Origin of the sequence: Actinomadura sp. SCN-SB, assembly GCF_043906805.1 — a bacterium.
Classification (GTDB): Bacteria; Actinomycetota; Actinomycetes; order Streptosporangiales; family Streptosporangiaceae; genus Spirillospora.
The window spans coordinates 34,147-60,954 of sequence record NZ_JBIMPP010000050.1 but is presented as its reverse complement, the minus strand read 5'-3'; the positions used below and the strand labels follow the sequence as shown (position 1 = coordinate 60,954).

Sequence of the window (26,808 nt, the reverse complement as noted above, 5' to 3'; positions counted from 1 at the left end):
CTTACGAATCGGGCCCGTCTTGGGCGTGTGGTCATGGGCTTGCTTCCTTCTGGGTGCTGGAGCCCGCGTGCCCGGTCAATTTGCTGACCTTCCGCCACAACCTGCCTGCGAAACTGGCGAGGTAGATCACCAAGAGCAGGAACGCGAAAAGGAACGTCCAGCGCAACGATTCGATCGTGGGCGTGTATTCTTCTGGCCCTTGGCTCATGAGGAGCAGGGGATTCACGACCCCCAGAACGCCAAGAGTAAGGAGTACGAGGAGCCCTCGCACGAGTTCTTTAATCGGAACGACCACCGAGTGTCGCTGAATCCGCTGGATCTCGGCTTCGGCATCCTCTATCTGCCGTTCAGCGGTTGCACGAGCGTTGCTTAGGTCGATACGGCGTTGGGCGCGCTCCTGAGACGGCTGGCCACGGAGAAGTGGAGCAGATGGCATTGGTATCGTGGCTGGTATTTGTAGCGACGGTACCGTAAAGTCGGGAAACGACCGCCCGAAGATCGCGCGCTGCATGGCCTTTTCCCGCTCCCGAATCTCCCGTTCCCTCTCTTGCGCCTCCCGTTTGCGTCGTTCGGCTGCCTCGATAAGTTCATCAACTACTCTGCCCAGTGCATGTTCCCAGACATCGGGCCACTCCGGCTCGGCAGGGATGCCCTTTGCGGCGGCCCTGACTTCGTCCCAATCCTTCAGATCCTCAAGTTGATCGACTTCAGCCTCGGCGATGTTCGGGATCGCGTGGATCACGGTGTGAAGCGTGTCGAACGCCTTGAGGTAATGCTGGTGCACGTCATGGGCGACCTCTAGGAGTTGTTCATCCGAGAGGGGTGTAGGGCATCGGCGGCGCAGCGTGTCGACATCGATGTTGCCCTCGCACACGGCGTCGAGGACGTTCTCCATCTCGAATATGAGTTCAGCCTCCAACCTGACCCAGGCGGCCGTGGTCTTGGCGGCACGCTGGCGTATTGTCGCGAGTTCCTCCTCCAGTTCGTTCAGATCTCGCTCGTTGGCCTGCTGTTCGCTGTCCAGGCCGACGAACCGTGACACAAGGAAGCCGGCGACGATGGAGAACATGCCGGCGCTTGCACCGGTCATAGTGGCGAGGAACGGCATAGGGTTGCTCACGCCCACCACGCTAGAACAAGATCGGCATTCCGCCTGGTAGCACGCGTTTGTGTCGTAGGGGTGAACGTCGTCGGCACCTGCCTCGGACAATTCCCTGGCCTCGGAGGAGGCGGCATGGTGTGTGCCAGGGCAGGGCCGGAGGCCGCACGCCCAAGTGCTGTCCGGAGCAAGAGCTTCGCATCGACAGGGGACCAGTCGGGAGATGGGCGATCAAGCGTCCTAGCTGTACTTTGCGGCTGTACGAACGCCAAAAGCCCACGTCCGAGGCTCGGATGTGGGCTTCGACCTGCGTCGGGACGGCGGGATTTGAACCCACGACCCCTTGACCCCCAGGCGTCTTTACCCTGCAACTTCGCGCGTCAGCGCCCATATGGAACGTGTGTCAGCGTCCGCAGTAATCCATGGAGATACTGCGCCGTCGTCACTCAGTTAGTCACTCGCCTTCGCGTCTAGGTGACCCGCCGCGATCACACATGTTGATCATGCTGGCACGGGTGGCACACGCAGGTGGCCCCCCGGGTGGCACGCCCTGGCACCCCCGGGTGGCACGCCCTGGCACCCCCGGGTGGCACACCGAGGTGGCGCCCCCGCTGACCAGTAACCCAACCCCCAAACCCCCACCCGGACACCACACCGGGTGCCACACCCCGCCACGTCACCCCGAACACACTGCGGGCGGCCCGGCGCACAAGCCACCAAGCACGCCGCCGGACCGCCCTACCCGTTCTGGCGCCGCCCGGCCGGATGCTGGACGGCCGCACCCACGATGCGTTCCCCGCCGAGTCCGCTCCCCTGGGGGCACCGGCGGGACACGACGGGAAGACGGGCAAGGGTGGCCAGTGGGCCAGGGGTAGCCGTACCAGCCGTACCAGCCGTCCCTTCGCAGGTCACCCCTGGGACGGCTTGCCAGGGTGGGACGGCTTAAGCCGTCCCAGAGCAACGAGGACAGGGCAGTTCGATCAACTTTTCGGGCGTCTTGCGGTAGATGTCGCCCAGGCCGATGACTGTGCCGGCGCCCAGACACATCGGACACCAGCGGTTGCCGCTCTGGGCGACGGCTGGATGCTCCCAGACCGGCGGCAAAGGGCCGTGAACGTCTGGGTCATAGTCCTCACCCTCACGAGGCGTTCGGTAGCCATCAGAGCGTCGGTGGTCACCCTCCGCGGGTTCGTGGTCTCCACCGACCAGCCCGCGCCCCTGGCAGAAGCGGCAGCGCAGCCGAAGACGGCCGATGGTGGTCTCGCCCTTGCCCTGGCATTCTGGGCAGGTAATCGGCTCCGTCACCGCGTGCTCCCACTACCTTGGCAGTCCTCGCACTTGATCCACCGTTTTGGTTTGGCCTTGCCCGGTTGGCCGTTCCCGTACTCCCACCATCCGCCCTGACCGTTGCAGGTCTGGCACGTCGCCATACCCGCCAGTCTGCGCTGCTTGTGCGACGACGGCTAGCCCTCACTCCCAGGGATCTTGCCTGGCCAAAATCTCCGGATATTCCGTTTGCAATACGCAAAATTCGTTATCCCACGGGTCTCTGAGAACCCAGAACTCAAAGCCGCGCTCCCTCTGATGGTCCCATCGTCTAGCGCCTAGCGCCTCAAGTCGTTGAACTTCAGCCTCAACATCATCCGTTTCGATGTCTAGATGCATGCGCTCTTTTGAGAGCTTACGGTCGTGGGTCCTCTGTAGCAATATCCTGATGTCCGATGACGGCAATCGAAGCTTGCGGTAGATCGGCCGACTTTCTTCTGGGATGTCCTCTTCGGATGCCCCAAGCGCCTTGCCCCAGAAGGTCACGGCCGCCTCTAGATCTGAAACATCAATAACGAAGTGGACTAGGCGACTCCTATGCGTCATGCGCGTAGACCTAACTTTCGGGATTGATAAGATCTTGAACTACTCCCCGGGCTGCATCCTCGCTCCTGGCGATGGCCCCCCAGCCTGTAATTACTGGCCCATCGTAGCTCATTCCCACCCATCTCCCGTGTGCCTGATTGCCGTGAGGATGGAGCGCCAAGTAGAGAGAGCCTTTAGACCTTACGGCTGCGTCAGTCGATCGGTACCAACCAATTAGGGCCTCGTTGTCCCACAGGCGAAGCTCCCCACGCCAGCGATAGCTTCCCTGCTCTACGGGCAATGCCCGATCTGCGTCGAGATGCAACACGTCTCCTCGCTGAACCACTGCGAGGTAATGCGTGTCAACGCGAGGTGTTCCGTCCTTCCATGTCTGCCACGCACACCACCAGTCGCCCGATAGATCGAGGCTGTAACTGACCTGCCCTGCAAGCTGGGCCAGGGAGATGTCCAAGGCGTCCGCCAGCGCGACGGCGGCAGACAGTACCGGTTGTTGTTCCCCCGCTTCGTAGCGAGCGAGCTGACGAAGGCTCACGCCCGCCGCTGCAGCCAGCTGGCCTTGCGAGAGCCCAAGCTCGGCCCGTCGAGCCTTGATGACCTCGGATATGTCCATGTGGACAGCATGCCCGACGAAAGAGGCAGCTTGCCATGACGCCTCATCCGGCATGTCACCTGTCGAATGAGGCTTGACAAGGATGTCGGATGAGGCACATGCTGTGCCCAAGAGGTCCTAGGTGGACTTCCGTGGACACAAGAAGGCCCTGGCGGGATGCAGCCCGCCAGGGCCGGGGCATCGATCGTTCTGGAGTAGTCACGATGCAGCTCAACGGTACCTCGGTACTGGCGGAACGGCTGACCATGGATCGGCTGTTGTGTGGATTGTCGGAGGTGGAGGCGGTCGCGTTGCTGGCCAGCTTCTCCACCATCGACAAGGGGTTCGCCGACCTGAACCAGGCGGCGGCTGCGACCTCGGCGGGCGCGCTGCGGGACGAGCTGGCGAGCTTGCTCGGCGTACACGGCCGTGAAGGCGTCCACCTGGCGGTGCGGGGCGAGCTCCCCATCATGGAGAGCTCGCCGCACCCGGACGATCGGGCCTGGGTCGCGTGGTGCCGGTACCTGGTGGCCTCGCGCGTTTCCGAGGTCACCCGATGACCGCCCCCGCCCCCGGCTGTCAGGACCGACCTGCGCGGGTGTGGCGCGGCGGGGATGACCTCAGGGCGCTGTGTGCGGCCCGTGCCTGGTCGATGGGCAGGCTCCGACGCGAGATGCGCGAGGTGGCCAGGGCGCGCGGGATCGAGCTGCCCGCCGATGAGAACATGAAGACGCAGGTCTCCCGGTGGGCCAACGGGCACACCGCGCCCTCGCTGTTCTACGCCGAGCTGATCGGCGCGGTGTTCGGGGTGCGGTTCCTGCCCGGCAAGCCCGGAGCACCGGTGCCGGCCATTCCGCCCCCGCCTGTCCCGCCCGGAACCGGCGAGGTTGACCTGGCCGAGATCCGCCGCCGTCTGGACGCCATGGCAGCCGAGATCACCGCCCTGTCGAGCATCCTGGCCGACACCGTTCACGGCGCGCGGGAGCGCTCCGCAGGCGTTCACGGCCCCGCTGGGGAGCGTTCACCGATCAGCCCGGACGTTCAGCGACGCCCGCGGCCCGTTCACGGCGACGTTCAGGACGCCGTTCATCGGCGGGGTGTGCGGTGAACGGCGGGGCCAAACGGTGGCGGCCCAACTCCACCAAGCGGCGCCGTATCAAGCGCCGGTTGGCGGCCCGGGACGGCGCGGTGTGCTTCTACTGCGGCCAGCCGTTCGCCTCGCTGGATGAGGCGACCTTGGATCACCTGATCCCGTTCAGCGTGTGGCCGACCTGGGTCCCGGCGAACCTGGTGCTGGCCTGCCTGCCGTGCAACCACGCCAAAGCCGACCGGCTACCGCAAAGCTTCCTGCGTCCCTCCGGGTTCGGCCCCGGCCTCACCGTGAGCACCACGAACCCGTCGCGCACGGTGGACGCGTCGCGCGAGGCCGTACCCGACGGGTACGCGCGTCGGACGGCACCGGCCAGACGCCACGGGTACCCCTGCCCGACGTACCCGCCACGCCACCCGGCGCCGTACCCGGCACGCTGGCCGACACCAGGCCCGTCCAGGGAGCCGCCACGGGTACGACGCCGGGTGGCGTACCCGTCCATCACCGGGCACGCCACGCGGGGCGACCGTGCGGACGTCGGACCATCCGCCGGACCGTCTGCCGTCCGCGGTGCGGCCGGTCCGCCACCTGACCCGCCCGTACCCCGGCCCTCTCCGGAAGTACCCGCCTTCCCCTCGTTGGGGTGCGGGCGATCGTCCCGCACCTGTACCACCTCCCCGAGAAAGGAACACCCCACATGACCGCTCACTACGACGGCAACCCCCAGCTGTACCCGGAGGTGTGGTGGATGGCCCAAGCCAGCGGGCTCACCCCCACGGTGCACGGCCGCGACCACGAGCTGATCGCAGAGGCGATCGCGGTCGGCTGGTTGGCCGCGGAGAAGCTGCTGGTCCACATGGCGCGCGAACACGGCTTCACCGTGCCCGATGTGACCAACGCCGGTCTAGCACTGCTGATCTTCTGGCACGACCAGGCGCACGGCGGAATGCACTGCTTCGCCGCCGCCGAACAGGCGTCGCCCTCTGACGGCCTCAGGGAAGGTCTGGCCGAGTACCGCAACCCGTCCTAACCCCCCCGCGCCGCCCCTGGGACGGCTCAAGCCGTCCCACCCTGGCAAGCCGTCCCAGGGGTGACCTGCGAAGGGACGGCCGGGACGGCTGGGACGGCTACCCCTCAACGCGCGTGCAAGCGCGCGTGAGGAACCCGTGACGAAACCGCGCCACGGGACGCCAAGCGGCCCTCCGGCGCCAAAGCCACCAAGCACGCCACCGGAGGACCCCTGTACCCCCTGACCGATCGGAGAGAGGCAACCACCGCCATGACGCAGCACACCCACCACCCCGCCACCGCAACCGACGTCCCGCCGGCCATGCGCCTCTACAACGTCACCGACGTGATGACCATGCTCCGGCTGTCGCGCTCCACGGTGTTCGAGCTGATCCGCACCGGCCGCCTGCGCTCAGTCAAGCAAGGCCGCTCCCGCCGCGTGCCCGGCACCGCCGTCGCCGACTACATTGCCCAGCTGGAGAACGAGGCGGAGACCACCGACGCCTGACCCGTCGCCTGAGTCCCGGCGCGACACGTCGCGGCGGCTGGCGTCTCCCCGCGCACGGCTGCGCGTGGGAGACGCGCGCAACCCATTGATGATCATGTCACGCCCTGCCACGCGCAGGCGCCACGCGGGTGTCACGGGGGGTGCCACGCGGGGCGTGACACCCTGCCTGACCTGTAACCCCACCCCCAAACCCCCGCCTGTGCGTCACAGGGTGCCACGCTCAATCGCCTGCCTGCTGACCACCGCACGCACCCCGCCACCCCTCCCCTTGAGTGCCCCCTCCGGCCGCGCGCAGGTGGCCGACCTGCCCGCCTACGTCCAAGCGGCACTCAAGGGGGGAGGGGCACGGGTGAGCGGCGGCGCTCAAAGAAGAGGCGTGTCCCGAAGGGACTCCGATACACCCCTTGCAAAGAGCAACGAAAGGAACCCCTTCCCATGTCAGGAGAAGAACCCGACGACGACTCGCGCAAGGTTGAGAAAAAGGGCCGTCGGCTGCGTCGTCCACGCGGGGACGGCGGACTGCACTGGGACGAGAAACGGCAACGCTGGATCGCCTCCGTCACGATCGGATACACCCCCGCCGGGAAGCGCATCGTGCGCAGGGCCAGCGACAAGACGAAAACCGGCGCGCTCAAAAAACTTCGTGACAAGCTACGTGACCGTGACGACGGCTTGCCCGTAGGGCCGCTCAATTACACCGTGGCCGAGGCCGTGACGTACTGGCTGACATATGGCATCAGGGGGCGGGACGACGACACGATCAGCAACTACACAACCCTTGCAGAAAAGCACATCATCCCGGCATTGGGAGCGCGGAAACTCCGCGAACTGTCGGCCGAGGATGTAGACAAGTGGCTAGCGGAGAAGGCAGCCGAACTCAGCACGCGCACGCTGCGACTACTCCATTCGATCCTAAGTCGTGCCGTCAGGAACGCCCAAGCGCGGGACAAGGTCAAGCGCAACGTCGTTGCGTTGTGCGATGTGCCCGTTGGGCACGGGGGACGCCCCTCGAAAGCGCTCACGCTAGACCAGGCCGAAGCGGTTCTAGAGGCGGCCAAGAACACCACGGCGACGATCGGGCCCTACATCGTGCTGTCGCTGCTCACGGGTGCCCGCACCGAGGAACTGAGGGCCCTCACGTGGTCTGACGTGGACCTGGAAGGGGATCCGTTCCGCAACCCGCCCATACCTCCGCACATCAAGGTGTGGCGTTCGGTCCGCGCGGGGGGCGACACCAAGACCAGGAAATCCCGTCGGACGCTGGCCCTACCGGTGCGCTGCGTTTCGGCGCTGCTGAGCCATCGAAGGCGCCAAGAGGCCACGCGGAAGGCGGCCGGCGATGCGTGGCAGGACCGCGGTCTAGTGTTCGCCTCCCGAGTCGGTACCCCGCTCGATTCGCACAACGTCCGGCGCGCGTTCCGACATGTGATCAAGAAAGCCGGACTGTCTCCGGAGGACTGGACACCTCGGGAGATGCGACACAGCTTCGTGTCGCTGCTGTCCGACGGTGGCATGCCCGTGGAAGCCATCGCTCGACTGGTCGGCCACAGCGGAACCAACGTCACGGAGACGGTCTACCGCCACCAGATCCGGCCGGTCATCCAGGATGGCGCTACCGCCATGGATCGGCTGTTCCCCGGCGCCAACGCGGCACCGTAGTCACCCACTTAGACACCCAACACACCAAGAGGCCATTTCCGAAGATCGGAAGTGGCCTCTGACCTGTCGGGACGGCGGGATTTGAACCCACGACCCCTTGACCCCCAGTCAAGTGCGCTGCCAAACTGCGCTACGTCCCGGTGCCCCTCATGAGCGGGCTTGATTACTGTAGCGCAGTCTGGGCTTCGGTGCGTACTCGGTTACGGGGGCCTCGATCTGGTAGGCATGGCCGGGTGATCTCGTTGGTGGGGCGTGTGGCTCTGGGGCTGGTCGTGGTCCTGAGCGGGTGTTCGGCGGAGGGGACGACGAGGTCGGAGCCTCCGCCTTCGGTCAGTGGGAGGCCCTCGGCGTCCGAGAGCGCGCGTGTGCGGGTGCCCGCGGGGGTGCGGGCCGGGTACGTGGTGTACGACCGGGAGCGCCGGCGGGTGGTGGTGCGCTCGGGGGAGCGGCGGACGTTCCGGTCGGCGTCGGTGGTGAAGATCCTGATCGCGCTGGACTTCCTGAGGGGGCGGCAGCGGGTCACCTCGGAGGAGCTGGCGGTGTTGCGGCCGATGCTGCGGTCCAGTGACGACGGGGCCGCCACGCGGTTGTGGAGGCTTGGCGGGCAGCGGACGATCATCGAGCGTATGGTGCGGGTGGTGGGGTTGCGGGACACCGCTCCACCGCCCGCGGAAAGGCCCGGGTTCTGGGGGTACACGGCGCTGAGCGCCATGGACGTGGCGCGGGTCTACCGGTATCTGCTGGAACGGGCGCCGGCCGCGCACCGGGATCTGATCATGGGGGAGTTGCGGAAGGCCACCCGGTGCGGGACGGACCGGTACGACCAGTACTTCGGCATTCCGCGGGCGGTGCCGCGGCCGTGGGCGGTCAAGCAGGGGTGGTCGGGGTTCGGGGACTCGCCGGCGACGCCGTGCCGGGCTGATGGCGGTGTGCTCACCGTGAGCGCGCCCGACCTGGGGCTGGGACGGCCCGTGCTGCACACGACGGGGGTCGTGGGCGAGGGGGACCGGTGGATCGTCGTGGTGCTGACGCTGCATCCGGCGGGATCGTCGTTCCGGGTGGCGGCACGGCGGCTGACATCGTTGACGCGGCAGGTCCATCAGGCGGCGAATCGGTAAAGCGAGGTCGCCGACACGTCGAGGGAACGGCAAAATCCCCTGCCCCGCGAAGGTTATGAATAGCGCGCCTCATAGCCTTATGTACGGTTCTTCTCTCGTAGCGCCGTATCACGTTGATCGGGGGATTCGGGGTGGGGGAAGCGGAGCGCAGACCACCGAATCAGGAGCTGGACGACCTGCGTGGGGCGGCCCGTGGCCGCGCCATCATCGCGGAGGCGCGGGTCGTGCTGGCCGGACGGCTGGGCGTGGACCCCGGCGAGGCGCTGCAGCATCTGATCTGGCTGGCCCGGGACATGGACCTGGAGCTGGAAGAGGCCGCCGCGCTGGTGACGGGCACGGAGGGCGGGGAGGGCGCGCCCGGGGGACCGGCGCCGGAGATCACGCCGCTGGTGGAGGCCGGGCGCGCGGCCGAGATCGGGGAGGCCGGTGACAAGCAGCGGCTTGAGGAGATGCCGGACGATCCGGCGGCGCGGGCCGTGCTGGACGCCTCCATCCATCCGGCGGCGCATCTCGTGCCGGTGTGCGACGCCGAGGGGCGTGTCCTGGATTTTCTTTACGCGAAGGCGAACGAGGTCACCAAGGACCTGTTCGGACGCGAGCCCTCGGAACTGCGGGGGAAAAGGCTTCTCAGAATGGACCCGGGGTCGGCGCTCATGGGCCTGTTCAACGAGTACGTCAAGGTGATGGAAACCGGGGAGCCGTACGAAAGGGGGCCGTTCGAGTTCTCCACGGCGCAGGAAGGGGTGACCCAGACGGCCACCATGAGCCTGCGCTGCGTTTGCGTGCCGACCGGCGTGTGCGTGACCTGGCTTTACCACGACGAGGAGCAGCGGATGCGCCGCCGCCTGGATCGGGTGGGGCGGCTGGCGCTGATCGGGTTCGGCGAGTGGGCGCTGGACACCGACGAGATCGTGATGTCGGAGCAGATGGCCCGCAACTACGGGCTGGATCCGAACAGGCGCGTCCATCCGCGCAGGGAGCTGGAGAAGCTCCTGGTCGAGGAGGATCGGGGGCTGGTCGACGAGCGCACGCAGACGATGCTGCGGCGCCGGGCCCCGGTGGAGATGGAGCACCGGGTGGTGACCCCGGAGGGCGAGCACCGGCATCTGTGGATCTTCGCGGAGCCGGTGCTGGACAGCTCGGGACGCGCGGTGTCGGCGAACTTCGTGTCCCAGGACATCACGCGGCGGCGGGGGATCGAGCGCGCGCTCGCCGAGACGCGGCGGGAGATGCTCCGGCAGCAGGCGGCGAACGCGCAGGAGCGGCGGGTGGTGGCGACGCTGCGCCGGGCGATCCTGCCCGAGCCCGAAGGGGTCACGCCGCTTCCGGGGCTTCAGGTGGCGATCCGCAGCCTGGCGGCCGAGAGCGCGCGCCTGGGCGGGGACTGGTTCGCGACCCGGACCCTGCCGGACGGGCGGTCGCTGCTGGCGATCGGGGACGCGGCCGGGCATGGGCTGCCGGCCGCGGCGGCGATGGCGCGGACCCGCAACGGACTGCTCGGCCTGGCGTACACGGGGCAGCCGCCCGGCCAGCTGATGGCGTGGCTCAACGAGATGGTGGGGCAACTGGAGGGCCCGATCGCGACGGGCACGGCGCTGGTGGCCCGGTACGAGCCGCGCGACCGGGTGATGCAGTGGGCCTGCGCGGGCCACCTGCCTCCGATCATGGTGCGCGGAGGGCGGGCGATCCTGCTGGAGACCGATCCGGCGCCGATGCTGGGCGCGGCGCCGTCGGTGAAGTACTCGACGATCAGCACCCGGCTGCTGACCGGTGATCTGCTGTTCCTCTACACCGACGGGCTGGTGGAGCGGCGGGACGCGGACCTGGACGACCGGATCGGCCGGCTGCGGGAGGTGCTGGCGGACCATCCCGCCGGCCCGGCTCCGGTGCTGGACCACGTGCTGTCGCGGATGCGGCACGACCGCTCCGACGACACGACGCTGTTCGCCATCCACGTCGAATGAGGCGGGATTCTTTCTAACAACTGTTTGGTAGAGTATCAGGCGTGCAGCATGACGAGAGCCCCGAGGACCGGGCGTTCAGGGCGGAGGTCCGGGACTGGCTCGAGACCAACCTGTCCGGGGCGTTCGCGCACGCCAGGGGCCTGGGCGGGCCGGGACGCGAGCATGAGGCGTTCGAGGAGCGGCTGGCCTGGGAACGGCACATGGCCGCGGCGGGCTGGACGTGCCTGGGCTGGCCCGTGGAGCACGGCGGGCGCGGGGCCGGCCTCACCCACCAGGTGATCTTCAATGAGGAGTACGCGCTGGCCCGCGCGCCCGCCAGGGTCGGCCATATCGGCGAGAACCTGCTCGGCCCGACGATCATGGCGTTCGGCACGGAGGAGCAGCGCAAGCGGTTCCTGCCGCCGATCGTGGCCGTCGAGGAGCTGTGGTGCCAGGGCTACTCGGAGCCGAACGCGGGCTCCGACCTGGCCGGCGTGCAGACCCGCGCCCAGCTCGCCGACGACGGGACGGAATGGCGGATCACCGGGCAGAAGGTCTGGACGTCGCTGGCGCGCGAGTCCGACTGGTGCTTCGTGGTGTGCCGCACCGAGCCGGGCTCGTCGCGTCACCGCGGGCTGTCGTACCTGCTGGTCCCGATGCGGCAGGACGGCGTGGAGATCCGCCCGATCGTGCAGCCGACCGGCACCTCGGAGTTCAACGAGGTGTTCTTCGACGGGGCCCGCACCGACGCGTCCAACATCGTGGGGGAGCCCGGGCAGGGCTGGAAGATCGCGATGGCCACGCTGGGCTTCGAGCGGGGCGTCGCCACGCTGGGCCAGCAGGTGGGGTTCCGCCGGGAGCTGGACGGGGTGATCGAGCTGGCGCGCAGGACCGGCGCGATCGAGGATCCGCTGCTGCGCGACCGGCTGACCCGCGCCTGGATGGGCCTGGAGATCATGAGGCTGAACGCCACCCGCACCATGGCCGGGATCGCCGCCGGGGCGCCCGGACCCGAGTCGTCCATCTCCAAGCTGGTCTGGGGCACCTGGCACCGCGAGCTGGGCGAGCTGGCCATGGACGTGCTGGGCGCCGCCGGGCTCGTGGCGCGCGGCGAGCCGTACGACCTGGACGAATGGCAGCGGCTCTTCCTGTTCTCCCGCGCCGACACCATCTACGCCGGGTCGAACGAGATCCAGCGCAACATCATCGCCGAGCGCGTCCTCGGCCTGCCCCGGGAGCCGCGGCCGTGAGGCCGGCGGGACCGCCCGCGTACCCCGCGCCGCGCGACCTCCTGGACGGCAAGGTCGTGGTGGTCACGGCGGCGGCCGGGGCGGGCATCGGCGGGGCGACCGCGCGGCGCTGCCTGGAGGAGGGCGCGAGCGTCGTGATCTCCGACGCGCACGAGCGTCGCCTGAAGGGCTTCCGGCTGGAGCTGGAGAAGACGTTCGGGTCCGACCGGGTCACCGCGCTGCCCTGCGACGTCACCAGCGAGGAGCAGGTCCAGGCCCTGTACGCGCACGCGGCCGGGCGTTTCGGGCGCATCGACGTCGCGATCAACAACGCGGGCCTCGGCGGCACCGCGGAGCTCGCCGACATGACCGACGCCGAGTGGACGAAGGTCCTGGACATCACCCTGAACGGCACCATGCGCTGCACCCGCGCCGCCCTCCGCCTCATGCGCGGCCAGCCGGACGGGGGCGTCATCGTCAACAACGCCTCGGTGATCGGGTGGCGGGCGCAGAAGGGGCAGTCGCACTACGCCGCGGCCAAGGCGGGCGTGATGGCGCTGACCCGCTGCGCCGCGCTGGAGGCCGCCGAGCACGGGGTGCGGATCAACGCGGTGGCGCCGTCCCTGGCGATGCACCCGCACCTGGTCAAGGTGACCTCGCAGGACCTGCTGGACGAGCTGACGAGCCGGGAGGCGTTCGGCCGGTACGCCGAGCCGTGGGAGGTCGCGACCGTCATAGTGTTCCTGGCCAGCGACTACTCGTCCTACATGACGGGCGAGGTCGTGTCCGTCTCCAGCCAGCATCCGTAAGGGAAACCGAAACCCATGAGTCCACGCAGGCGCGACACCGAGGGGACCGCCGCCGCGCGCGCCGAACGGCGGGCGGGGCTGCTCGCCACCGCGGCGGAGGTGTTCGCCTCCCAGGGGTACGCCGCGACCACGATCCGGCAGGTGGCCGACGCCGCCGGGATCCTGGGCGGCAGCCTCTACTACCACTTCGACTCCAAGGAGGCGATGGTCGACGAGATCCTGTCGACCTTCCTGGACGAGATGTGGGCGGCCTACGACCGCGTCCTGGAGTCCGGCCTCGGGGCGCGGGAGACGCTGGAGGCCATCGTGGTGGAGTCGTTCCGGTCCATCGACCGGCACCGGCCCGCCGTCGTGATCTACCAGAACGAGTCCAGGCATCTGGCCGCCAGCGAGCGCTTCGCCTACCTGCGCGACTCGTGGCGCCGCTTCGAGGAGCTGTGGACGGGCCTGCTCGAACGGGGCGTGGACGAGGGCGTGTTCCGGGCCGACCTCGACCTGAACCTGATCTACCGGTTCATCCGCGACACCGTGTGGGTGGCGGCGAACTGGTACCGCCCCGGCGGGCGGCTGTCCGCCGAGGACATCGCCAAGCAGTACCTCGCCATGGTCCTGGAAGGCATCCAGTCCGAACCGGCGAGCTGACCCTCAACCAGGAGGTCCCCCCATGGCCGATGCCTACATCGTCGAAGCGGTCCGCGCTCCGGTCGGGCGCCGCGGCGGCGGGCTGTCCGCCGCCCACCCCGCCGACCTGGGCGCGCACGTGCTGTCCGCGCTGATGGAGCGGTCGGGGGTGGACCCGGCCGCGGTCGAGGACGTGATCCTCGGCTGCGTGGACGCGGTCGGCCCGCAGGCGGGGGACATCGCCCGGACCGCGTGGCTGGCGGCGGGCCTGCCCGAGGAGGTGCCGGGCGTCACCGTCGACCGGCAGTGCGGCTCGTCCCAGCAGGCGGTGCACTTCGCCGCCCAGGCGGTGCTGTCGGGGACGTCGGACCTGGTGGTGGCGGGCGGCGTGCAGAACATGTCGCAGATCCCCATCGCGTACGCGATGACCGCCGCCGAGCCGCTGGGCTTCACCGAGGGCCCGTTCGCCGGGTCGAAGGGCTGGACGCGGCGGTACGGCGACCGGGAGGTGTCGCAGTACGCCGGGGCCGAGATGATCGCCCGGGACTGGGACATCTCCCGCGAGGAGATGGAGGAGTTCGCCTACGCCTCCCACCAGCGGGCGATCCGCGCCATCGACGAGGGACGGTTCGAGCGGGAGATCGTCCCCTACGAGGGCGTCTCCGCGGACGAGGGGCCGCGCCGCGACACCTCCCTGGAGAAGATGGCGGGCCTGAAGACGCTGCTCGAAGGGGGACGGCTGACCGCCGCGCTCTCGTCGCAGATCTCCGACGGCGCCGCGGCCCTGCTCATCGCGTCCGAACGGGCGGTCGCCGATCACGGGCTGACCCCGCGGGCCCGCGTCCATCACCTCTCGGCGCGCGGCGAGGACCCGATCCGGATGCTGTCGGCGCCGATCCCCGCCACCGCGTACGCGCTGAAGAAGACCGGGCTGACGATCGGCGACATGGACGCCATCGAGATCAATGAGGCGTTCGCGTCGGTCGTGCTGGCCTGGCTGAAGGAGACCGGCGCCGACCCGGCCCGCACCAACCCCAACGGCGGCGCGATCGCGCTCGGCCACCCGCTCGGCGCGACCGGCGCCCGGCTGATGACCACGCTGCTGCACGAGCTGGAGCGCACCGGCGGGCGGTACGGGCTGCAGACGATGTGCGAGGGCGGCGGCCAGGCCAACGTCACCATCATCGAACGGCTCTGACCACGTCATCGAACGCTCTGACCGGGGCGAACCGCGGCCGCCGCCGCCGCAGGGGAGCCCGATGCCCGCGCGCCTCGCGCGGCTATGAAATATATGGGTCATGGCAACCATGCTCGAAGGGCTCCGGGTCGTCGAGATCTCCAGCTTCGTGGCCGCGCCGCTCGGCGGGATGACGCTGGCGCAGCTCGGCGCCGACGTCGTCCGGGTCGATCCGGTCGGCGGCGCCGCCGACGTCCGCCGCTGGCCGCTCGCCCCGTCCGGCACCAGCCTGCTGTGGACGGGGATGAACAAGGGCAAGCGGTCGATCACCGTGGACTTCCGCTCCGCCGAGGGACGCGACGTCGTGACGCGGCTGGCGGCCGACGCCGGGATCGTGCTGACCAACGCGGTCGGGCGGCCGTGGCTGTCGTACGAGGCGCTGAGCGAGGCCCGTCCCGATCTCATCCACCTCCAGATCGAGGGGCGCCACGACGGGAGCGCGGCCGTCGACTACACGGTGAACGCGGAGGTGGGGTTCCCGTTCGTCACCGGCCCGCCCGACCACGGGGCGCCGGTGAACCACGTCCTGCCCGCCTGGGACATGGCGTGCGGGCTCTACGCCGCCACCGGCCTGCTCGCCGCCGAGCGCCGCCGCTCCCGTACCGGTGAGGGCGCCCGGATCCGCCTGCCGCTCCACGATGTCGCGCTCGCCATGGCCGGCAACCTCGGGTTCCTCGCCGAGGCCCAGCTCGGTCACGACCGCGAGCGCGTCGGCAACTACCTGTTCGGCGGCTTCGGGCGCGACTTCGCCCTCGCCGGCGGCCGCCGCGTCATGGTCGTCGCCCTCACCACGCGCCACTTCGCCGACCTGTGCGAGATCACCGGACTGCAGGAGACCGTCGCCGAGCTCGAGCGGCTGCTGGGCGCGGACTTCGGTGTCGACGGCGACCGCTACCGGCACCGCGAGGCCCTGGCCGCCCTCCTCGCGCCCTGGTTCGCCGAGCGGACCCTGGAGGAGGTCACCGAGGCGTTCCGGGGCTCGGCCGTGCTGTGGGCGCCCTACCGGCGGTTCACCGAGCTGGACCTGGAGGGCGACCCGCTGATCGGGGAGATCGACCAGCCGGGCGTGGGCAGGCTCCGCGCGCCCGCGTCCCCGCTCGACACCGGGACCGGCGACCGCGCCCCCGTCCCGGCGCCGCGCCTCGGCGAGCACACCGACGCCGTCCTCGCCGATCTGGGACTGGACGCGGCGGACGTGGCGGCGCTGCGCGCCAAGGGGGCCGTCGCGTGATCGACATCGAGGGCTGGGCGCCCGCCCCCCACGAGACCACCGAGACCATCACCCCCGGCCCCGCGGAGGCCCTGGCCGGCCTGCTCGACACCGCCCCTCCTGGCCCGGAACTGCCCCCGCTGTGGCACTGGGTCCATTTCCTGGAGCGTCCCGCCCAGAAGGACCTCGGACCGGACGGGCATCCCCTCGCCGGGCACTTCCTCCCGCCGATCCCCGACCGCCGCCGCATGTTCGCGGGCGGGCGCCTTTCCCTGCGCCGCCCCCTCCGCATCGGCGCTGCCGTGACGCGCCGATCCGAGCTGGCCTCCACCGAGCTGAAGCACGGGCGCAGCGGCGAGCTGCTGTTCGTGACCGTCCGCCACACGTTCCTGGACGGCACCGACGGGACGGAACTCGCCGTAGAGGAACAGGACCTCGTCTACCGCAGCGGCGATCCCGCCACCCGCCCAGCGCAGCCGTCCTACGAGCCTCCCGAACCTCCCGAGAGGGGCGACGCGCCTTGGACCCTGGCGATGACCGCCGACCCCGTCCTGCTGTTCCGGTTCAGCGCGCTGACCTATAACGCGCACCGGATCCACTATGACGAGGCGTACACGACCCAGGTGGAGTGCCACCCCGGCCTGGTCGTCCACGGGCCGCTGCTGGCGATCCTGTGCCTGGAGCTGCCGCGCCGCGCCGGGCGCAAGGTGAACCGGCTGTCGTTCCGCGCCCGCAGCCCCGTGTACGCGGGCCAGCCGTTCATCGCCACCGGCTCGCCCAACGGCGACCTGGCGATCCGCGCACCGGGCGCCGTCACCGCCATGACGGCGGAGTTCAGCTGATGCGGTTGCGCTCGATGAGCTGGCGGACGATGACGTTGCGCTGGATCTCGTTGGTGCCCTCGCCGACGATCATCAAAGGGGCGTCCCGGAAGTAGCGCTCGATGTCGAACTCGGTGGAGTACCCGGCGGCGCCGTGGACGCGCACGGCGTCGAGGGCGATCTCCATGGCGGCCTCGGACGCGTACAGCTTGGCCATGCCCGCCTCCATGTCGCAGCGCAGCCCCGCGTCCAGCCGCTCGGCGGCGTCCAGCGTGAGCAGGCGCGCCGCCCGGAGCTTGGTGGCCATGTCGGCGAGGTGGTTGCCGACCGACTGGTGCTGCCAGATGGGCTTGCCGAACGCCTCGCGCTCCTGCGCGTAGCGGATCGAGTCCTCCAGGGCGGCCCTGCCCACGCCCAGCGCGCGGGCGGCGACCTGGACGCGGCCGACCTCCAGGCCCCGCATCATCTGCGCGAACCCGCGTCCCTCCTCGCCGCCGAGCACCGCGTCCAGCGGGGCCTCGTACCCGTCGAAGACCAGCTCGCAGCTCTCCACGCCCTTGTAGCCGAGCTTGGGCAGGTCGCGGGACACGGTGAACCCGGGTCCGGGCTCGGCCAGCAGGATGCTGATGCCGCGGTGCCGCGGGGATGCCTCCGGGTCGGTCTTGCACATCAGCGCGACCAGCCCGGACCGCCGCGCGTTGGTGATCCACATCTTGGCGCCGCGCACCACGTAGCGGTCGCCGGACCGGCGCGCCGTGGTGGTCATCGCCTGGAGGTCCGAGCCGCCGGACGGCTCGGTCAGCGCCATCGTGGCGCGCAGCTCGCCGGTGGCCATGCGCGGCAGGTAGCGGGCCTTCTGCTCCTCGGTGCCGAACGTGGCGAGCAGGTGCGACACCACGGTGTGCCCGCCGAACGCCCCCGCCAGCGACATCCAGCCGCGGGCGATCTCCTCGGTGACCAGGGCGTAGCAGCGCTTGGACACCGCCGACCCCCCGTACCGCGCGGGCACGGCCAGGCCGAAGACGCCCAGCTCCTTCATCCGCTCGATCAGCCGTTCCGGGTAGGCGTCGGCGTGCTCCAGCTCGCGCGCGGACGGGCGGATCTCGCGGTCGGTGAACTCCCGGACGACCTCGACGATGGCCCGCTCCTCGTCGTTCAGGCGGGCGTCGTCCAGACGGGCGGTCGGCTCGAACACGGCGCTCTCCTCACGTGGTGTCCTCCGGACGGCTGCCAGGCTTTCATATATTTTGTTGGCAGACGGATGCAGGGGAGACGATGACAGTGGTGCCGTCCGGCGACCGGGCCCTGGGCAGGCGACGCCAGCTCAGCGACGAGGTGGCCGCCTACGTCCGGGACCTGATCATGTCGGGGCGGGTCAGGCACGGCGAGTTCCTGCGGCTGGAACGGATCGCCGACGACCTCGGGGTCAGCGTCACCCCGGTGCGCGAGGCGCTGCTGTCGCTGCGCGGCGAGGGGTTCGTGCGACTGGAGCCGCGCCGCGGCTTCATGCCGGCCCCGCTGACCCGGCAGGACGTGCACGACCTCTTCGAGGCGCAGGCGTACTTCGCGGGCGAGCTGGCCGCCCGCGCCGCCGCGCAGATCACCGAGGACGAGCTGGCCGCGCTCGACCGCACGCAGGAGGACCTGGAACGGGCGTCCAGGCTGCGCGACTCCGAGGCCATCGAGCGGGCCAACCACCACTTCCACCGGGTGATCAACCTGTCCGCGCGTTCCCCGAAGACCGCCTGGCTGCTGCAACTGGTCGTGCGGTACGCGCCGCGCCGGTTCTACGCCAGCATCCAGGGCTGGAGCCAAGCCTCCGTGGACGACCACCACCTGGTGCTCGCCGCGCTGCGGGCCGGGGACGGCGAGGCCGCGCGGCAGGCGATGCGCACGCATATACGGCACGCGGGCACCCTGCTCGTCGTCCACCTGGAGGGCCAGGGCTTCTGGCGCGAGGACGACCCCGCCCGCTGACGACCCCCCGGCGTCGCCGGCGAGACCGGCATCGCCCAAGACCATCGGCTAGGAAGGCGGACCGATCATGAGCGGCGGACGGTTGCAGCAGACCCACGGCCTGACCGACGAGCAACGAGAGATCCTGGCCACGGTGCGGTCGTTCGTCGACAGGGAGATCCTGCCGGTCGCGGCCGATCTGGAACGCGCCGACGCCTACCCGCAGGAGATCGTGGACGGCATGGCCGCGCTGGGCCTGTTCGGGCTGACGATCGCCGAGGAGTACGGCGGGCTCGGCGAGTCGCTGCTGACCTACGCCCTGGTGGTGGAGGAGCTGTCGCGGGGCTGGATGAGCGTGTCGGGCATCGTCAACACCCACTTCATCGTGGCCTGGATGCTCGCCCAGCACGGCACGCCCGGGCAGAAGGCGCGCTACCTGCCGAAGATGGCGGCGGGCGAGGTCCGCGGCGCGTTCTCGATGTCGGAGCCGCACTGCGGCTCGGACGTGTCGGCGATCCGCACCCGCGCCGTCCCGGACGGGGACGGCTACCTCATCACCGGGCAGAAGATGTGGCTGACCAACGGGGCCACGTCCCACCTGGTCGCGACCCTGGTGAAGACCGACCCGGACGCGGGGCACAAGGGCATGACCACCTTCCTGGTCGACAAGACGCCCGGGTTCGGGGAGGTCGCGCCCGGCCTGGCCATCCCCGGGAAGATCGAGAAGATGGGGTACAAGGGCGTCGACACGACCGAGATGGTCTTCGACGCGTACCGGATCGGCGCCGGGCAGATTCTCGGCGGTACGCCGGGCCGGGGCTTCTACCAGATGATGGACGGCGTCGAGGTGGGCCGGGTGAACGTGGCCGCGCGCGGCTGCGGGGTCGCGCGCCGCGCGTACGAGCTGGCCCTCGATTACGCCAGGCAGCGCGAGACGTTCGGGAAGCCGATCGCCGAGCACCAGGCGGTCCTGTTCCGGTTGGCGGAGATGGCGACGAAGGTCGAGGCGGCGCACCAGATGATGGTGATGGCCGCCCGCCGCAAGGACTCCGGCGACCGCAACGACCTGGAGGCCGGGATGGCCAAGTACCTGGCCGGGGAGTACTGCAAGGAGGTCGTGGAGGCGTCCTTCCGGATCCACGGAGGCTACGCCTACTCCAGGGAGTACGAGATCGAGCGGCTGTACCGGGAGGCGCCGATGCTCCTCATCGGCGAGGGCACCGCCGACATCCAGAAACTGATCATCGGCCGGCGGCTCCTGGAAGAGCGGGGCGCCTGATGGGGGCCTTGCCGCTGGAGGGCGTCACGGTCGTCGCGCTGGAGCAGGCGGTGGCGGCGCCGTTCGCCACCCGCCAGCTCGCCGACCTCGGGGCGCGGGTGATCAAGATCGAGCGGGTGGACGGCGGCGACTTCGCCCGCGCGTACGACGCCGCGGTGCGGGGCGGGCTCGGCACGCATTTCGCCTGGCTCAACCGGTCCAAGGAGTCGGTGGCGCTCGACCTCAAGGCGGGCGAGGGACGGGCCGTCCTCGGCGCGCTGATCGAGCGCGCCGACGTCTTCCTGCAGAACCTCGCCCCCGGCGCCGCCGCCCGGATGGGGCTGGGAGCGGCCGAGCTGCGCGCCGGGCATCCGCGGCTGATCGTGGTCGACATGTCCGGGTACGGTTCGCGCGGCCCGTACCGCGACAAGCGCGCCTACGACATGCTGGTGCAGGCCGAGGCCGGGCTGATCTCGGTCACCGGCACGCCCGAGACGCCCGTCAAGGCCGGGTCGCCGCTGGCCGACATCGCCGCCGGGATGTACGCGTTCTCCGGCGTCCTGGCCGCGCTCGTGCGGCGCGGCACGACGGGGGAGGGCGCGTCGATCGAGGTGTCGATGTTCGACGCGGTCGCCGAATGGATGGGGCAGGCCCTCTACACCACGCTCTACACCGGTGAGCCGCCGCGCCGCACCGCGCTGGGGCACCCGGTGATCGCGCCCTACGACAAGTACCCCACGGCGGACGGCGTGGACGTGGTGATCGGCGTCCAGAACGACCGCGGCTGGGCGGCGCTGGCCACCGGCGTGCTGGGCCGCCCCGACCTGGTCACCGATCCCCGGTACGCCACCAACCAGGCCCGCGTCCGCAACCGCGCCGAGGTGGACGCGCTGGTCGCCGGGTTCACGTCCCGGATGGGCCGGGAGGAGCTGCTGCGCCGCCTGGACGAGGCGGGCGTGCCGAACGCCTCGCTGAACGACGGCCACGGCCTGGTCGCGCATCCGCAGCTGGCCGAGCGGGACCGCTGGCGGGAGGTCGGCTCGCCGGTCGGGGACCTGCGGGCGATCCTGCCGCCGATCACGTTCGCGGACGCGGAGGCGCGGATGGGGCCGATCCCCGCGCTCGGCGAGCACACCGACGCGGTGCTTGCGGAGCTGGGGTACGACGGCGCGTCCGTCGAGCGGATGCGCGCGGCGGGCACGATCCGCTGATCGCGTGGTCTCGATCACATCCGCTTGCAAGTGACCACTTACTGCTGTCACGGTGGTGCGGCAGAGGGATGCAACGCAACGGGGATCACGCACGGTTGGAAGTGAGGTTCCATGGCCGGCCCAGACGTCGACGCTCCCACCGGCCGGCTGATACGCGCCGGCGGCACGACGGCGCCGGGAGAGGTCCCGGACGTGGTCCGCAACGCGCTGAACTGGTTCGCGCTGAGCGCCGCGTCCGCCAACGTGGTCATGCAGCTGTCGCTGCTGCCGGTCGGCCGCGGCGTCGCGGAGAGCAGGGTCGACAGCGGCCGTGTCGACAGGCATCCCATCAAGCGGGGCCGCACCACCCTCGGCTACATCGCCGTGGCCTGGCACGGCACCGACCACGAGCGCGAGGTGCTGCGCGAAGAGGTCAACAAGCAGCACCGGCAGGTCAGGTCGCCGCCCTCCAGCGAGGTCAAGTACAACGCGTTCGACCGCAGACTCCAGCTATGGGTCGCGGCGTGCCTGTGGAAGGGCACCCAGGACGTCGTCGAGGTCCTCTACGGGAACGTGGGATCGCAAGCGCTGGACGACCTCTACCGGCACGCGTCCCGGTTCGCGACCACCTTGCAGGTGCCGCCGGACATGTGGCCCGCCGACCGGGACGCCTTCGAGAAGTACTGGCGGGAGGCGATCGAGGACCTGAGCATGGACAAGGTCACCCGCCCCTACCTGCGCGGCATGGCGACACTGGCGTTCCTGCCCGCCCCGCTGCGCTGGGTGTTCGGTCCCACCAACCGCCTGTTCACGCTGGGCTGGCTGCCGCCGGAGTTCCGTGAACTGCTGGGCCTGCCTTGGACCGAGCGCGACCAGCGGCGTTTCGACCGCGCGTGCCGCCGCGCCGCGCGCATCAACCGTGTCCTGCCGCCGGTGCTGCGCGCCTGGCCGTGGAACATGTACCTGTGGGACGCCCGCCGCCGCATCCACAAGGGCCGCCCCTTCGTTTAAGGGGCGCGGCTCAACGGGTGCCGTCTGATGGATGGCGCCTGTCATCGCCCCGCCCCCATCGGCGAGGATCATGGGCATGACCGACAGCACTCCAGCCATGCCCACCCGCACCTTCGCCGGAACCCCGGTAGGCGCGGTCGGGCTCGGCCTCATGACCATGAGCCAGGGCTATGACCTGGCCGAACGTGACGACGACGTCTCCATCGCGGTGATCCGCGAGGCGCTGGACCTGGGCGTCACCTTCCTGGACACCGCGCAGGTGTACGGCAGCGGGCACAACGAGTCCCTCCTCGGCAAAGCGCTGGCGGGCGGGCACCGGGACCGCGCCGTCATCGCCACCAAGACCGGGCTCGTGGGCAAGAGCGGGGCCCGTCCCGCGGCGGGCCGTGACGGCACCCCCGGGAACGTGAAGCGGACGGCCGACGACAGCCTGCGCCGCCTCGGCACCGACGTCATCGACCTCTACTACCTGCACCGGGTCGATCCCGACGTCCCGCTGGCCGAGACCTGGGGCGCGATGGCCGAGCTGGTGACCGAGGGGAAGGTCCGGCATCTGGGCCTGTCCGAGGTCACCGTCGCGCAGGCCGAGGAGGCGCACGCCGTCCACCCCGTGGCGGCGATCCAGTCCGAGCTGTCGCTGTGGACGCGGGACGCGCTGGGCACGACCGGCACCTCCGGTGACGTGGTGGGCTGGTGCAAGGCCAACGGCGCCACGTTCGTCCCGTTCTCGCCGTTGGGGCGCGGGTTCCTCACCGGCACGGTCACCAGCGCCGACTTCGAGGACGACGATTTCCGTGCGCACAACCCGCGCTTCCAGGAGGAGGCGCTGAAGGCGAACCTGCGGATCGTGGACGTCGTCAAGGACGTCGCCGCCCGGCACGGCGTCACGCCCGCCCAGGTGGCGATCGCCTGGACCCTCGCGCAGGGCGACCACGTCATCCCGATCCCCGGAACCAAGAAGCCGCACTACCTGAGGGAGAACGCGGCGGCCGCCTCCGTGGCGCTCGGCGAGGCCGACCTGGCGGCCCTGGACGCCGTCCCGGCGCCGGTGGGGAGCCGCTACTAGCCGCGCTCGCCGGTCCCGGCCAGGTGGGCGCGCTGCGCGCGGATCGCCTCGGCGGCGCCGGTGACGATCGAGCCGATCAGCTCGGCGCAGCTGGGCAGGTCGTCGATCAGCGCCACCGCCTGGCCGGACGCCATCACCCCGAGGTCGGGACGGCCGTCCACCATCGCGGCCCTCAGCAGCATCGGGGTGTTGGCGGCCATCAGCACCTGCGACCAGGACAGGTCCTTGCCGTGCTTCATCGCGCGGCCGTCGGCGAGCATCGCGCCCCACGACATCCCGGAGATCCGGCGGAACCGCGCCGCGTTGCGGAGCGCGCGCAGCAGGCCGCCCGCGCGTCCCGACCGTTCCAACGCGTCCACCAGGTCGCTGCGGAGGACGCGGTGCGGCATGCCGTCCACCTGCCGCGTCACCACCGTCTCGGACGCGCCGAGGTAGACCTTCTTCACCTCCTCGGGCACCGTGCTGTCGGAGGTCAGCAGGAACCGGGTGCCCATCGCCACGCCCGCCGCCCCGTACGCCAGCGCCGCGGCCAGCCCGCGCCCGTCGAAGAAGCCGCCGGCCGCGATCACCGGGATGTCCACCGCGTCCACGACCTGGGGGAGCAGCAGCGTGGTGGCGACCGGCCCGGTGTGGCCGCCGCCCTCGCCGCCCTGGACGAGGACGGCGTCGGCGCCCCACCCGGCGACCTTCTCCGCGTGCCTGCGGGCGCCGACGGACGGGATCACCACCACGCCCGCGTCCTTGAGCCTGGCGATCAGGTCGGGCTTGGGCGCGAGCGCGAACGACGCGACCCTGACGCCTTCTTTGATCAGCAGATCGATCCGGTCGCCCGCGTCCTGGGCGTCCGCCCGCAGGTTCACCCCGAACGGCGCCTCGGTGCGCTCCTTGACCTCCCGGATCGCCGTCCCGAGCCGGTCGAGCGTCATCGTCGCGGACGCCAGGATCCCCAGGCCGCCCGCGTTCGCCACGGCCGACACCAGCCGGGGCCCCGCGACCCAGCCCATGCCGGTCTGGACGACCGGATGCCGTACGCCCACCAGCCGGGTCAGCGGGGTGTCGAGCACCTGCCCGCCGCTCCCGCCGTCCTCGCCGCTCATGGGGCGACCTCGCGGTCACGCAGGCCGCGCGGGTCGAGCACGTCCCGGATGATCCGCAGCTCCTCATCGGTCGGCGACCGCGTCTCGGGCACCTCGTCCGGGATCACCAGCTCGAAGCCGGTGGCGGCGGTGACCTCGTCCACGCTCACCCCCGGATGCACCGAGCGCAGCCGCATCCTGTGGTCGGGGGTGGCGAAGTCGAGCACCGCCAGGTTCGTCACCACCGCGCGGATCTCGTACGCGCCGCGGTCCCAGCCGATGCCGCTGACGAAGTCGACCTTCTCGGTGAACACGCGGGGCGAATGCCTGGGGATCCAGTAGCTCGTGGTGTTCACCCTGGTGTTGCCCGGTGCGCCGCGGGCGCCCAGCAGCTGCGACTTCGGCCGCTCCCAGTCGCCGATGCAGGAGATGTTGGAGTTGCCGTACCCGTCGATCTGGCTGGCGCCCAGTACCACGTGCCGCCGCCCGTTCAGCACCAGCCACAGGTGGTCCCGGAACGGCAGCCAGCCCTCCACCTCGCCCGACGCGCCCACGGGCACCGGCTCGGCGGTCAGCGCCGGCCCGCCGTCGGTGGTCAGCAGCCCCGGCTCGAACGTGGCCCGCGCCAGCCGGGAGCCGATCATCGGCACCGTCCCGCTGACCGCGGCCGCCACGATCTCCCCGTCCCCGCGGAACAGCTCGGCGCACGCCACCGCGCACACCTCGGCCCTGGTGCTCACTCGGCCTCCTCCTGCCATCCGCGGACGGCCTCCTGGTACTCGCCCTCGTCGCCGGACAGGAAGCGGTCGCGGAAGGCCGCCCACTCCTCCGGGTCGGCGGCCGACCGGACGTAGAGCCTCTGGAACGCCTCGTCGCGGGCGTGGTCGGGCTCGGCGAGCGTGAAGTGCGCGCCGTTCGGGGTCTCCACCACACCGGCCACGTGCGACCGGCTGATCAGCAGCGACTGGACCGGCCCCTCCTTCAGGAAGGCGGAGGGCTCGACCAGCCGCTCGCACGACACGTACGTGCGGTCGGCGGCCTTGGCGAACAGGTCGTCCATGTACGGGTCGGGCCCGAGGTACTGCGCGTTGCCGCGGGCGTCGGCCCGGTTCATGTGGATCAGTGAGACGTCCATCGTCAACGGCGGGACGGCGATCAGCTCCTCGCCGTCCCCGTAGGGCGACCGGACCGTCCTCAGCCCGGGATTGACGCGCAGCAGGTCCGAGCCGAGCCCCGCCGGGGTGGGCATGAACGGCAGCCGGTGCGCCGCCGCGTACAGCCCGAACATGAACATGCCCTCGTCGTACTCGGTGAACGCCACCGTGCCGTTCTGGCGCGCGGCGCGGAAGTGCGGCTCCAGCGGCACCGAGTCCAGCGTCACGAACGGCGCCACGACCGCGCGGGCCTTGCCGTACGCGCACAGCAGCCCCACGTCCGGCCCGCCGTAGGAGATCACGGTGAGGTCGGTCAGGTCCGACCGGCAGATCGCGCGGACCAGCGCCATCGGCTTGCGGCGCGAGCCCCACCCGCCGATCCCGATCGTCATCCCGCTCTCCAGCGAGCCCACGACCTCGTCGATCGACATCACCTTGGTCACGCCGCCTTCTCCCGGAGCCGTCCTGGACGCCGGGCCGGCCTCGCCGCTCATTCGCGCACCCCCTCGCGCAGGAAGGCGTCCCGGTGCTCGTCGCCCGCGCCGACCAGGTTCAGCTCGAAGGTGAAGCCCTGCTCGTAGCGGTAGCTGCGCTTGACGTCCACCGGGTCGATCCCGTTCAGCGACTCCTTGGCCCTGCGGATCACGTACCGGTCCTTGGCAGCGATGGTCCCGGCCACCTCCAGCGCCTTGGCGCGCAGGTCGCCGGGCGGGACGACCTCCAGCACCGAGCCGTGGTGGTGCAGCTCGGCGGCGGTGACGGTGCGGCAGGTGTAGACCATCGCGCGCATCAGGTGCTGCGGGACGAGCCGCGCCAGGTGGGTGGCGGCGCCGAGCGCGCCCCGGTCCACCTCGGGCAGCCCGAAGTAGGCGTCCTCGGAGGCCACGACGATGTCGGCGTTGCCGGCGAGCCCGACGCCCCCGCCCAGGCAGAAGCCGTGGACGGCGGCCACGACCGGCACCTCGCACTCGTACACGGCGGCGAACGCGGCGAAGCAGCCGCGGTTGGCGCCGACCAGCGCGGTGTGCCCCTCGGTGGACTGCATCTCCTTGATGTCGACGCCCGCGTTGAAGCCGCGCCCTTCGGCGCGGAGCACGACGGCGCCGACGCCGGGGTCGCGGCCGGCGGCGGTGACCGCGTCCGCGAGCTCGTGCCAGCCGCGGACGGTGAGCGCGTTCACCGGCGGCGCGTCGACCACGATCTCGGCGACCCCGCCGGGACGGGTCGTGGTGGAGATTCCCATGCGCTACCTTTCCACCAAACATTTGTTAGAACAGAAGGTAG

Annotated in this window: 27 protein-coding genes and 1 tRNA gene; 19 read left to right on the top strand and 9 right to left on the bottom strand. The window is 70.5% G+C overall.

Annotated features, from left to right (window positions below; genetic code table 11):
• Positions 1-31 precede the first annotated feature (31 nt).
• From ACGWYJ_RS27435 to ACGWYJ_RS27425, 3 genes are all read right to left on the bottom strand, one after another.
• Entirely contained in the window at positions 32-1,120 is a 1,089-nt protein-coding gene (locus ACGWYJ_RS27435; protein ID WP_395109223.1) for a hypothetical protein, read from the bottom strand.
• 1,449 nt (positions 1,121-2,569) lie between these two features.
• Positions 2,570-2,971, bottom strand: a complete 402-nt coding sequence (locus tag ACGWYJ_RS27430) for a VOC family protein (RefSeq protein WP_395109221.1) — start codon at positions 2,969-2,971, stop codon at positions 2,570-2,572.
• Between the two features lie 10 nt (positions 2,972-2,981).
• Positions 2,982-3,581 carry a helix-turn-helix domain-containing protein gene (locus ACGWYJ_RS27425; protein ID WP_395109219.1) on the bottom strand — a complete coding sequence of 200 codons (600 nt, stop codon included), beginning with the start codon at positions 3,579-3,581 and terminating at the stop codon, positions 2,982-2,984.
• Positions 3,582-3,784: 203 nt separating this feature from the next.
• Between ACGWYJ_RS27425 and ACGWYJ_RS27420 the strand changes: the two genes are divergently transcribed.
• The 6 genes from ACGWYJ_RS27420 (at position 3,785) to ACGWYJ_RS27395 (ending at position 7,825) form a co-directional block, all read left to right on the top strand.
• Entirely contained in the window at positions 3,785-4,120 is a 336-nt protein-coding gene (locus ACGWYJ_RS27420) for a hypothetical protein (protein WP_395109218.1), read from the top strand.
• Positions 4,121-4,212: 92 nt separating this feature from the next.
• Positions 4,213-4,668, top strand: coding sequence for a hypothetical protein (locus tag ACGWYJ_RS27415; protein WP_395109216.1), 456 nt, complete (start codon positions 4,213-4,215; stop codon positions 4,666-4,668).
• A complete protein-coding gene (locus ACGWYJ_RS27410) occupies positions 4,665-5,351 on the top strand; it encodes an HNH endonuclease (protein ID WP_395109215.1) in 687 nt (228 codons plus the stop codon). Before ACGWYJ_RS27415 ends, ACGWYJ_RS27410 begins: the two co-directional genes overlap by 4 nt.
• Positions 5,348-5,680: a hypothetical protein gene (locus tag ACGWYJ_RS27405; protein ID WP_395109214.1), complete on the top strand. Its 333-nt coding sequence runs from the start codon at positions 5,348-5,350 to the stop codon at positions 5,678-5,680. Before ACGWYJ_RS27410 ends, ACGWYJ_RS27405 begins: the two co-directional genes overlap by 4 nt.
• Positions 5,681-5,929: 249 nt before the next feature.
• Complete coding sequence (locus ACGWYJ_RS27400) at positions 5,930-6,166, top strand: helix-turn-helix domain-containing protein (protein WP_395109213.1); 237 nt, start codon at positions 5,930-5,932, stop codon at positions 6,164-6,166.
• Between the two features lie 435 nt (positions 6,167-6,601).
• The gene (locus ACGWYJ_RS27395; RefSeq protein ID WP_395109212.1) at positions 6,602-7,825 is read left to right on the top strand and encodes a tyrosine-type recombinase/integrase; all 1,224 of its coding nucleotides are present in this window, start codon (positions 6,602-6,604) and stop codon (positions 7,823-7,825) included.
• 66 nt (positions 7,826-7,891) lie between these two features.
• Here ACGWYJ_RS27395 and ACGWYJ_RS27390 read toward each other — a convergent pair.
• Positions 7,892-7,965 (bottom strand) — tRNA-Pro (locus ACGWYJ_RS27390).
• A gap of 225 nt (positions 7,966-8,190) precedes the next feature.
• On the opposite strand from ACGWYJ_RS27390, the gene ACGWYJ_RS27385 reads away from it, so the two are divergent.
• The 8 genes from ACGWYJ_RS27385 to ACGWYJ_RS27350 all read left to right on the top strand — a co-directional run bounded on the left by ACGWYJ_RS27385 (position 8,191) and on the right by ACGWYJ_RS27350 (position 16,834).
• Positions 8,191-8,943, top strand: a complete 753-nt coding sequence (locus ACGWYJ_RS27385; protein WP_395109211.1) for a hypothetical protein — start codon at positions 8,191-8,193, stop codon at positions 8,941-8,943.
• A 131-nt stretch (positions 8,944-9,074) separates the two neighbouring features.
• Entirely contained in the window at positions 9,075-10,907 is a 1,833-nt protein-coding gene (locus ACGWYJ_RS27380; protein WP_395109209.1) for a SpoIIE family protein phosphatase, read from the top strand.
• 41 nt (positions 10,908-10,948) lie between these two features.
• Complete coding sequence (locus ACGWYJ_RS27375) at positions 10,949-12,136, top strand: acyl-CoA dehydrogenase family protein (RefSeq protein WP_395109208.1); 1,188 nt, start codon at positions 10,949-10,951, stop codon at positions 12,134-12,136.
• Positions 12,133-12,924, top strand: a complete 792-nt coding sequence (locus tag ACGWYJ_RS27370) for an SDR family oxidoreductase (RefSeq protein ID WP_395109207.1) — start codon at positions 12,133-12,135, stop codon at positions 12,922-12,924. The genes ACGWYJ_RS27375 and ACGWYJ_RS27370 overlap by 4 nt, the downstream gene beginning before the upstream one ends.
• A 15-nt stretch (positions 12,925-12,939) precedes the next feature.
• Entirely contained in the window at positions 12,940-13,566 is a 627-nt protein-coding gene (locus ACGWYJ_RS27365; protein WP_395109206.1) for a TetR/AcrR family transcriptional regulator, read from the top strand.
• A 22-nt stretch (positions 13,567-13,588) separates the two neighbouring features.
• On the top strand, positions 13,589-14,743 hold the full coding sequence (locus ACGWYJ_RS27360) for an acetyl-CoA C-acetyltransferase (RefSeq protein ID WP_395109205.1): 1,155 nt from the start codon (positions 13,589-13,591) through the stop codon (positions 14,741-14,743).
• Between the two features lie 100 nt (positions 14,744-14,843).
• Complete coding sequence (locus ACGWYJ_RS27355) at positions 14,844-16,013, top strand: CoA transferase (protein WP_395109204.1); 1,170 nt, start codon at positions 14,844-14,846, stop codon at positions 16,011-16,013.
• Positions 16,010-16,834 carry a MaoC family dehydratase N-terminal domain-containing protein gene (locus ACGWYJ_RS27350; RefSeq protein ID WP_395109203.1) on the top strand — a complete coding sequence of 275 codons (825 nt, stop codon included), beginning with the start codon at positions 16,010-16,012 and terminating at the stop codon, positions 16,832-16,834. The genes ACGWYJ_RS27355 and ACGWYJ_RS27350 overlap by 4 nt, the downstream gene beginning before the upstream one ends.
• Here ACGWYJ_RS27350 and ACGWYJ_RS27345 read toward each other — a convergent pair.
• Entirely contained in the window at positions 16,827-18,008 is a 1,182-nt protein-coding gene (locus ACGWYJ_RS27345) for an acyl-CoA dehydrogenase family protein (RefSeq protein ID WP_395109202.1), read from the bottom strand. The genes ACGWYJ_RS27350 and ACGWYJ_RS27345 overlap by 8 nt on opposite strands.
• Before the next feature lie 80 nt (positions 18,009-18,088).
• Between ACGWYJ_RS27345 and ACGWYJ_RS27340 the strand changes: the two genes are divergently transcribed.
• From ACGWYJ_RS27340 to ACGWYJ_RS27320, 5 genes are all read left to right on the top strand, one after another.
• The gene (locus ACGWYJ_RS27340) at positions 18,089-18,790 is read left to right on the top strand and encodes a GntR family transcriptional regulator (protein WP_395109201.1); all 702 of its coding nucleotides are present in this window, start codon (positions 18,089-18,091) and stop codon (positions 18,788-18,790) included.
• Between the two features lie 67 nt (positions 18,791-18,857).
• Positions 18,858-20,048: an acyl-CoA dehydrogenase family protein gene (locus ACGWYJ_RS27335; protein ID WP_395109200.1), complete on the top strand. Its 1,191-nt coding sequence runs from the start codon at positions 18,858-18,860 to the stop codon at positions 20,046-20,048.
• Entirely contained in the window at positions 20,048-21,238 is a 1,191-nt protein-coding gene (locus ACGWYJ_RS27330; RefSeq protein ID WP_395109199.1) for a CaiB/BaiF CoA transferase family protein, read from the top strand. The genes ACGWYJ_RS27335 and ACGWYJ_RS27330 overlap by 1 nt, the downstream gene beginning before the upstream one ends.
• Positions 21,239-21,349: 111 nt before the next feature.
• Positions 21,350-22,228, top strand: coding sequence for an oxygenase MpaB family protein (locus tag ACGWYJ_RS27325; protein ID WP_395109197.1), 879 nt, complete (start codon positions 21,350-21,352; stop codon positions 22,226-22,228).
• 97 nt (positions 22,229-22,325) lie between these two features.
• Positions 22,326-23,294 carry an aldo/keto reductase gene (locus tag ACGWYJ_RS27320; protein ID WP_395109228.1) on the top strand — a complete coding sequence of 323 codons (969 nt, stop codon included), beginning with the start codon at positions 22,326-22,328 and terminating at the stop codon, positions 23,292-23,294.
• Here the strand turns inward: ACGWYJ_RS27320 and ACGWYJ_RS27315 are convergent.
• Genes ACGWYJ_RS27315 through ACGWYJ_RS27300 form a run of 4 tightly spaced genes read right to left on the bottom strand, consistent with a single transcriptional unit; the run spans position 23,291 to position 26,767 of the window.
• On the bottom strand, positions 23,291-24,391 hold the full coding sequence (locus ACGWYJ_RS27315) for an NAD(P)H-dependent flavin oxidoreductase (RefSeq protein WP_395109196.1): 1,101 nt from the start codon (positions 24,389-24,391) through the stop codon (positions 23,291-23,293). The genes ACGWYJ_RS27320 and ACGWYJ_RS27315 overlap by 4 nt on opposite strands.
• The gene (locus tag ACGWYJ_RS27310; protein ID WP_395109195.1) at positions 24,388-25,128 is read right to left on the bottom strand and encodes a CoA-transferase subunit beta; all 741 of its coding nucleotides are present in this window, start codon (positions 25,126-25,128) and stop codon (positions 24,388-24,390) included. The genes ACGWYJ_RS27315 and ACGWYJ_RS27310 overlap by 4 nt, the downstream gene beginning before the upstream one ends.
• Positions 25,107-25,955 carry a CoA transferase subunit A gene (locus ACGWYJ_RS27305; protein ID WP_395109227.1) on the bottom strand — a complete coding sequence of 283 codons (849 nt, stop codon included), beginning with the start codon at positions 25,953-25,955 and terminating at the stop codon, positions 25,107-25,109. Before ACGWYJ_RS27305 ends, ACGWYJ_RS27310 begins: the two co-directional genes overlap by 22 nt.
• Positions 25,956-26,014: 59 nt before the next feature.
• Positions 26,015-26,767 carry an enoyl-CoA hydratase family protein gene (locus ACGWYJ_RS27300; RefSeq protein ID WP_395109194.1) on the bottom strand — a complete coding sequence of 251 codons (753 nt, stop codon included), beginning with the start codon at positions 26,765-26,767 and terminating at the stop codon, positions 26,015-26,017.
• Between the last annotated feature and the right edge of the window lie 41 nt (positions 26,768-26,808).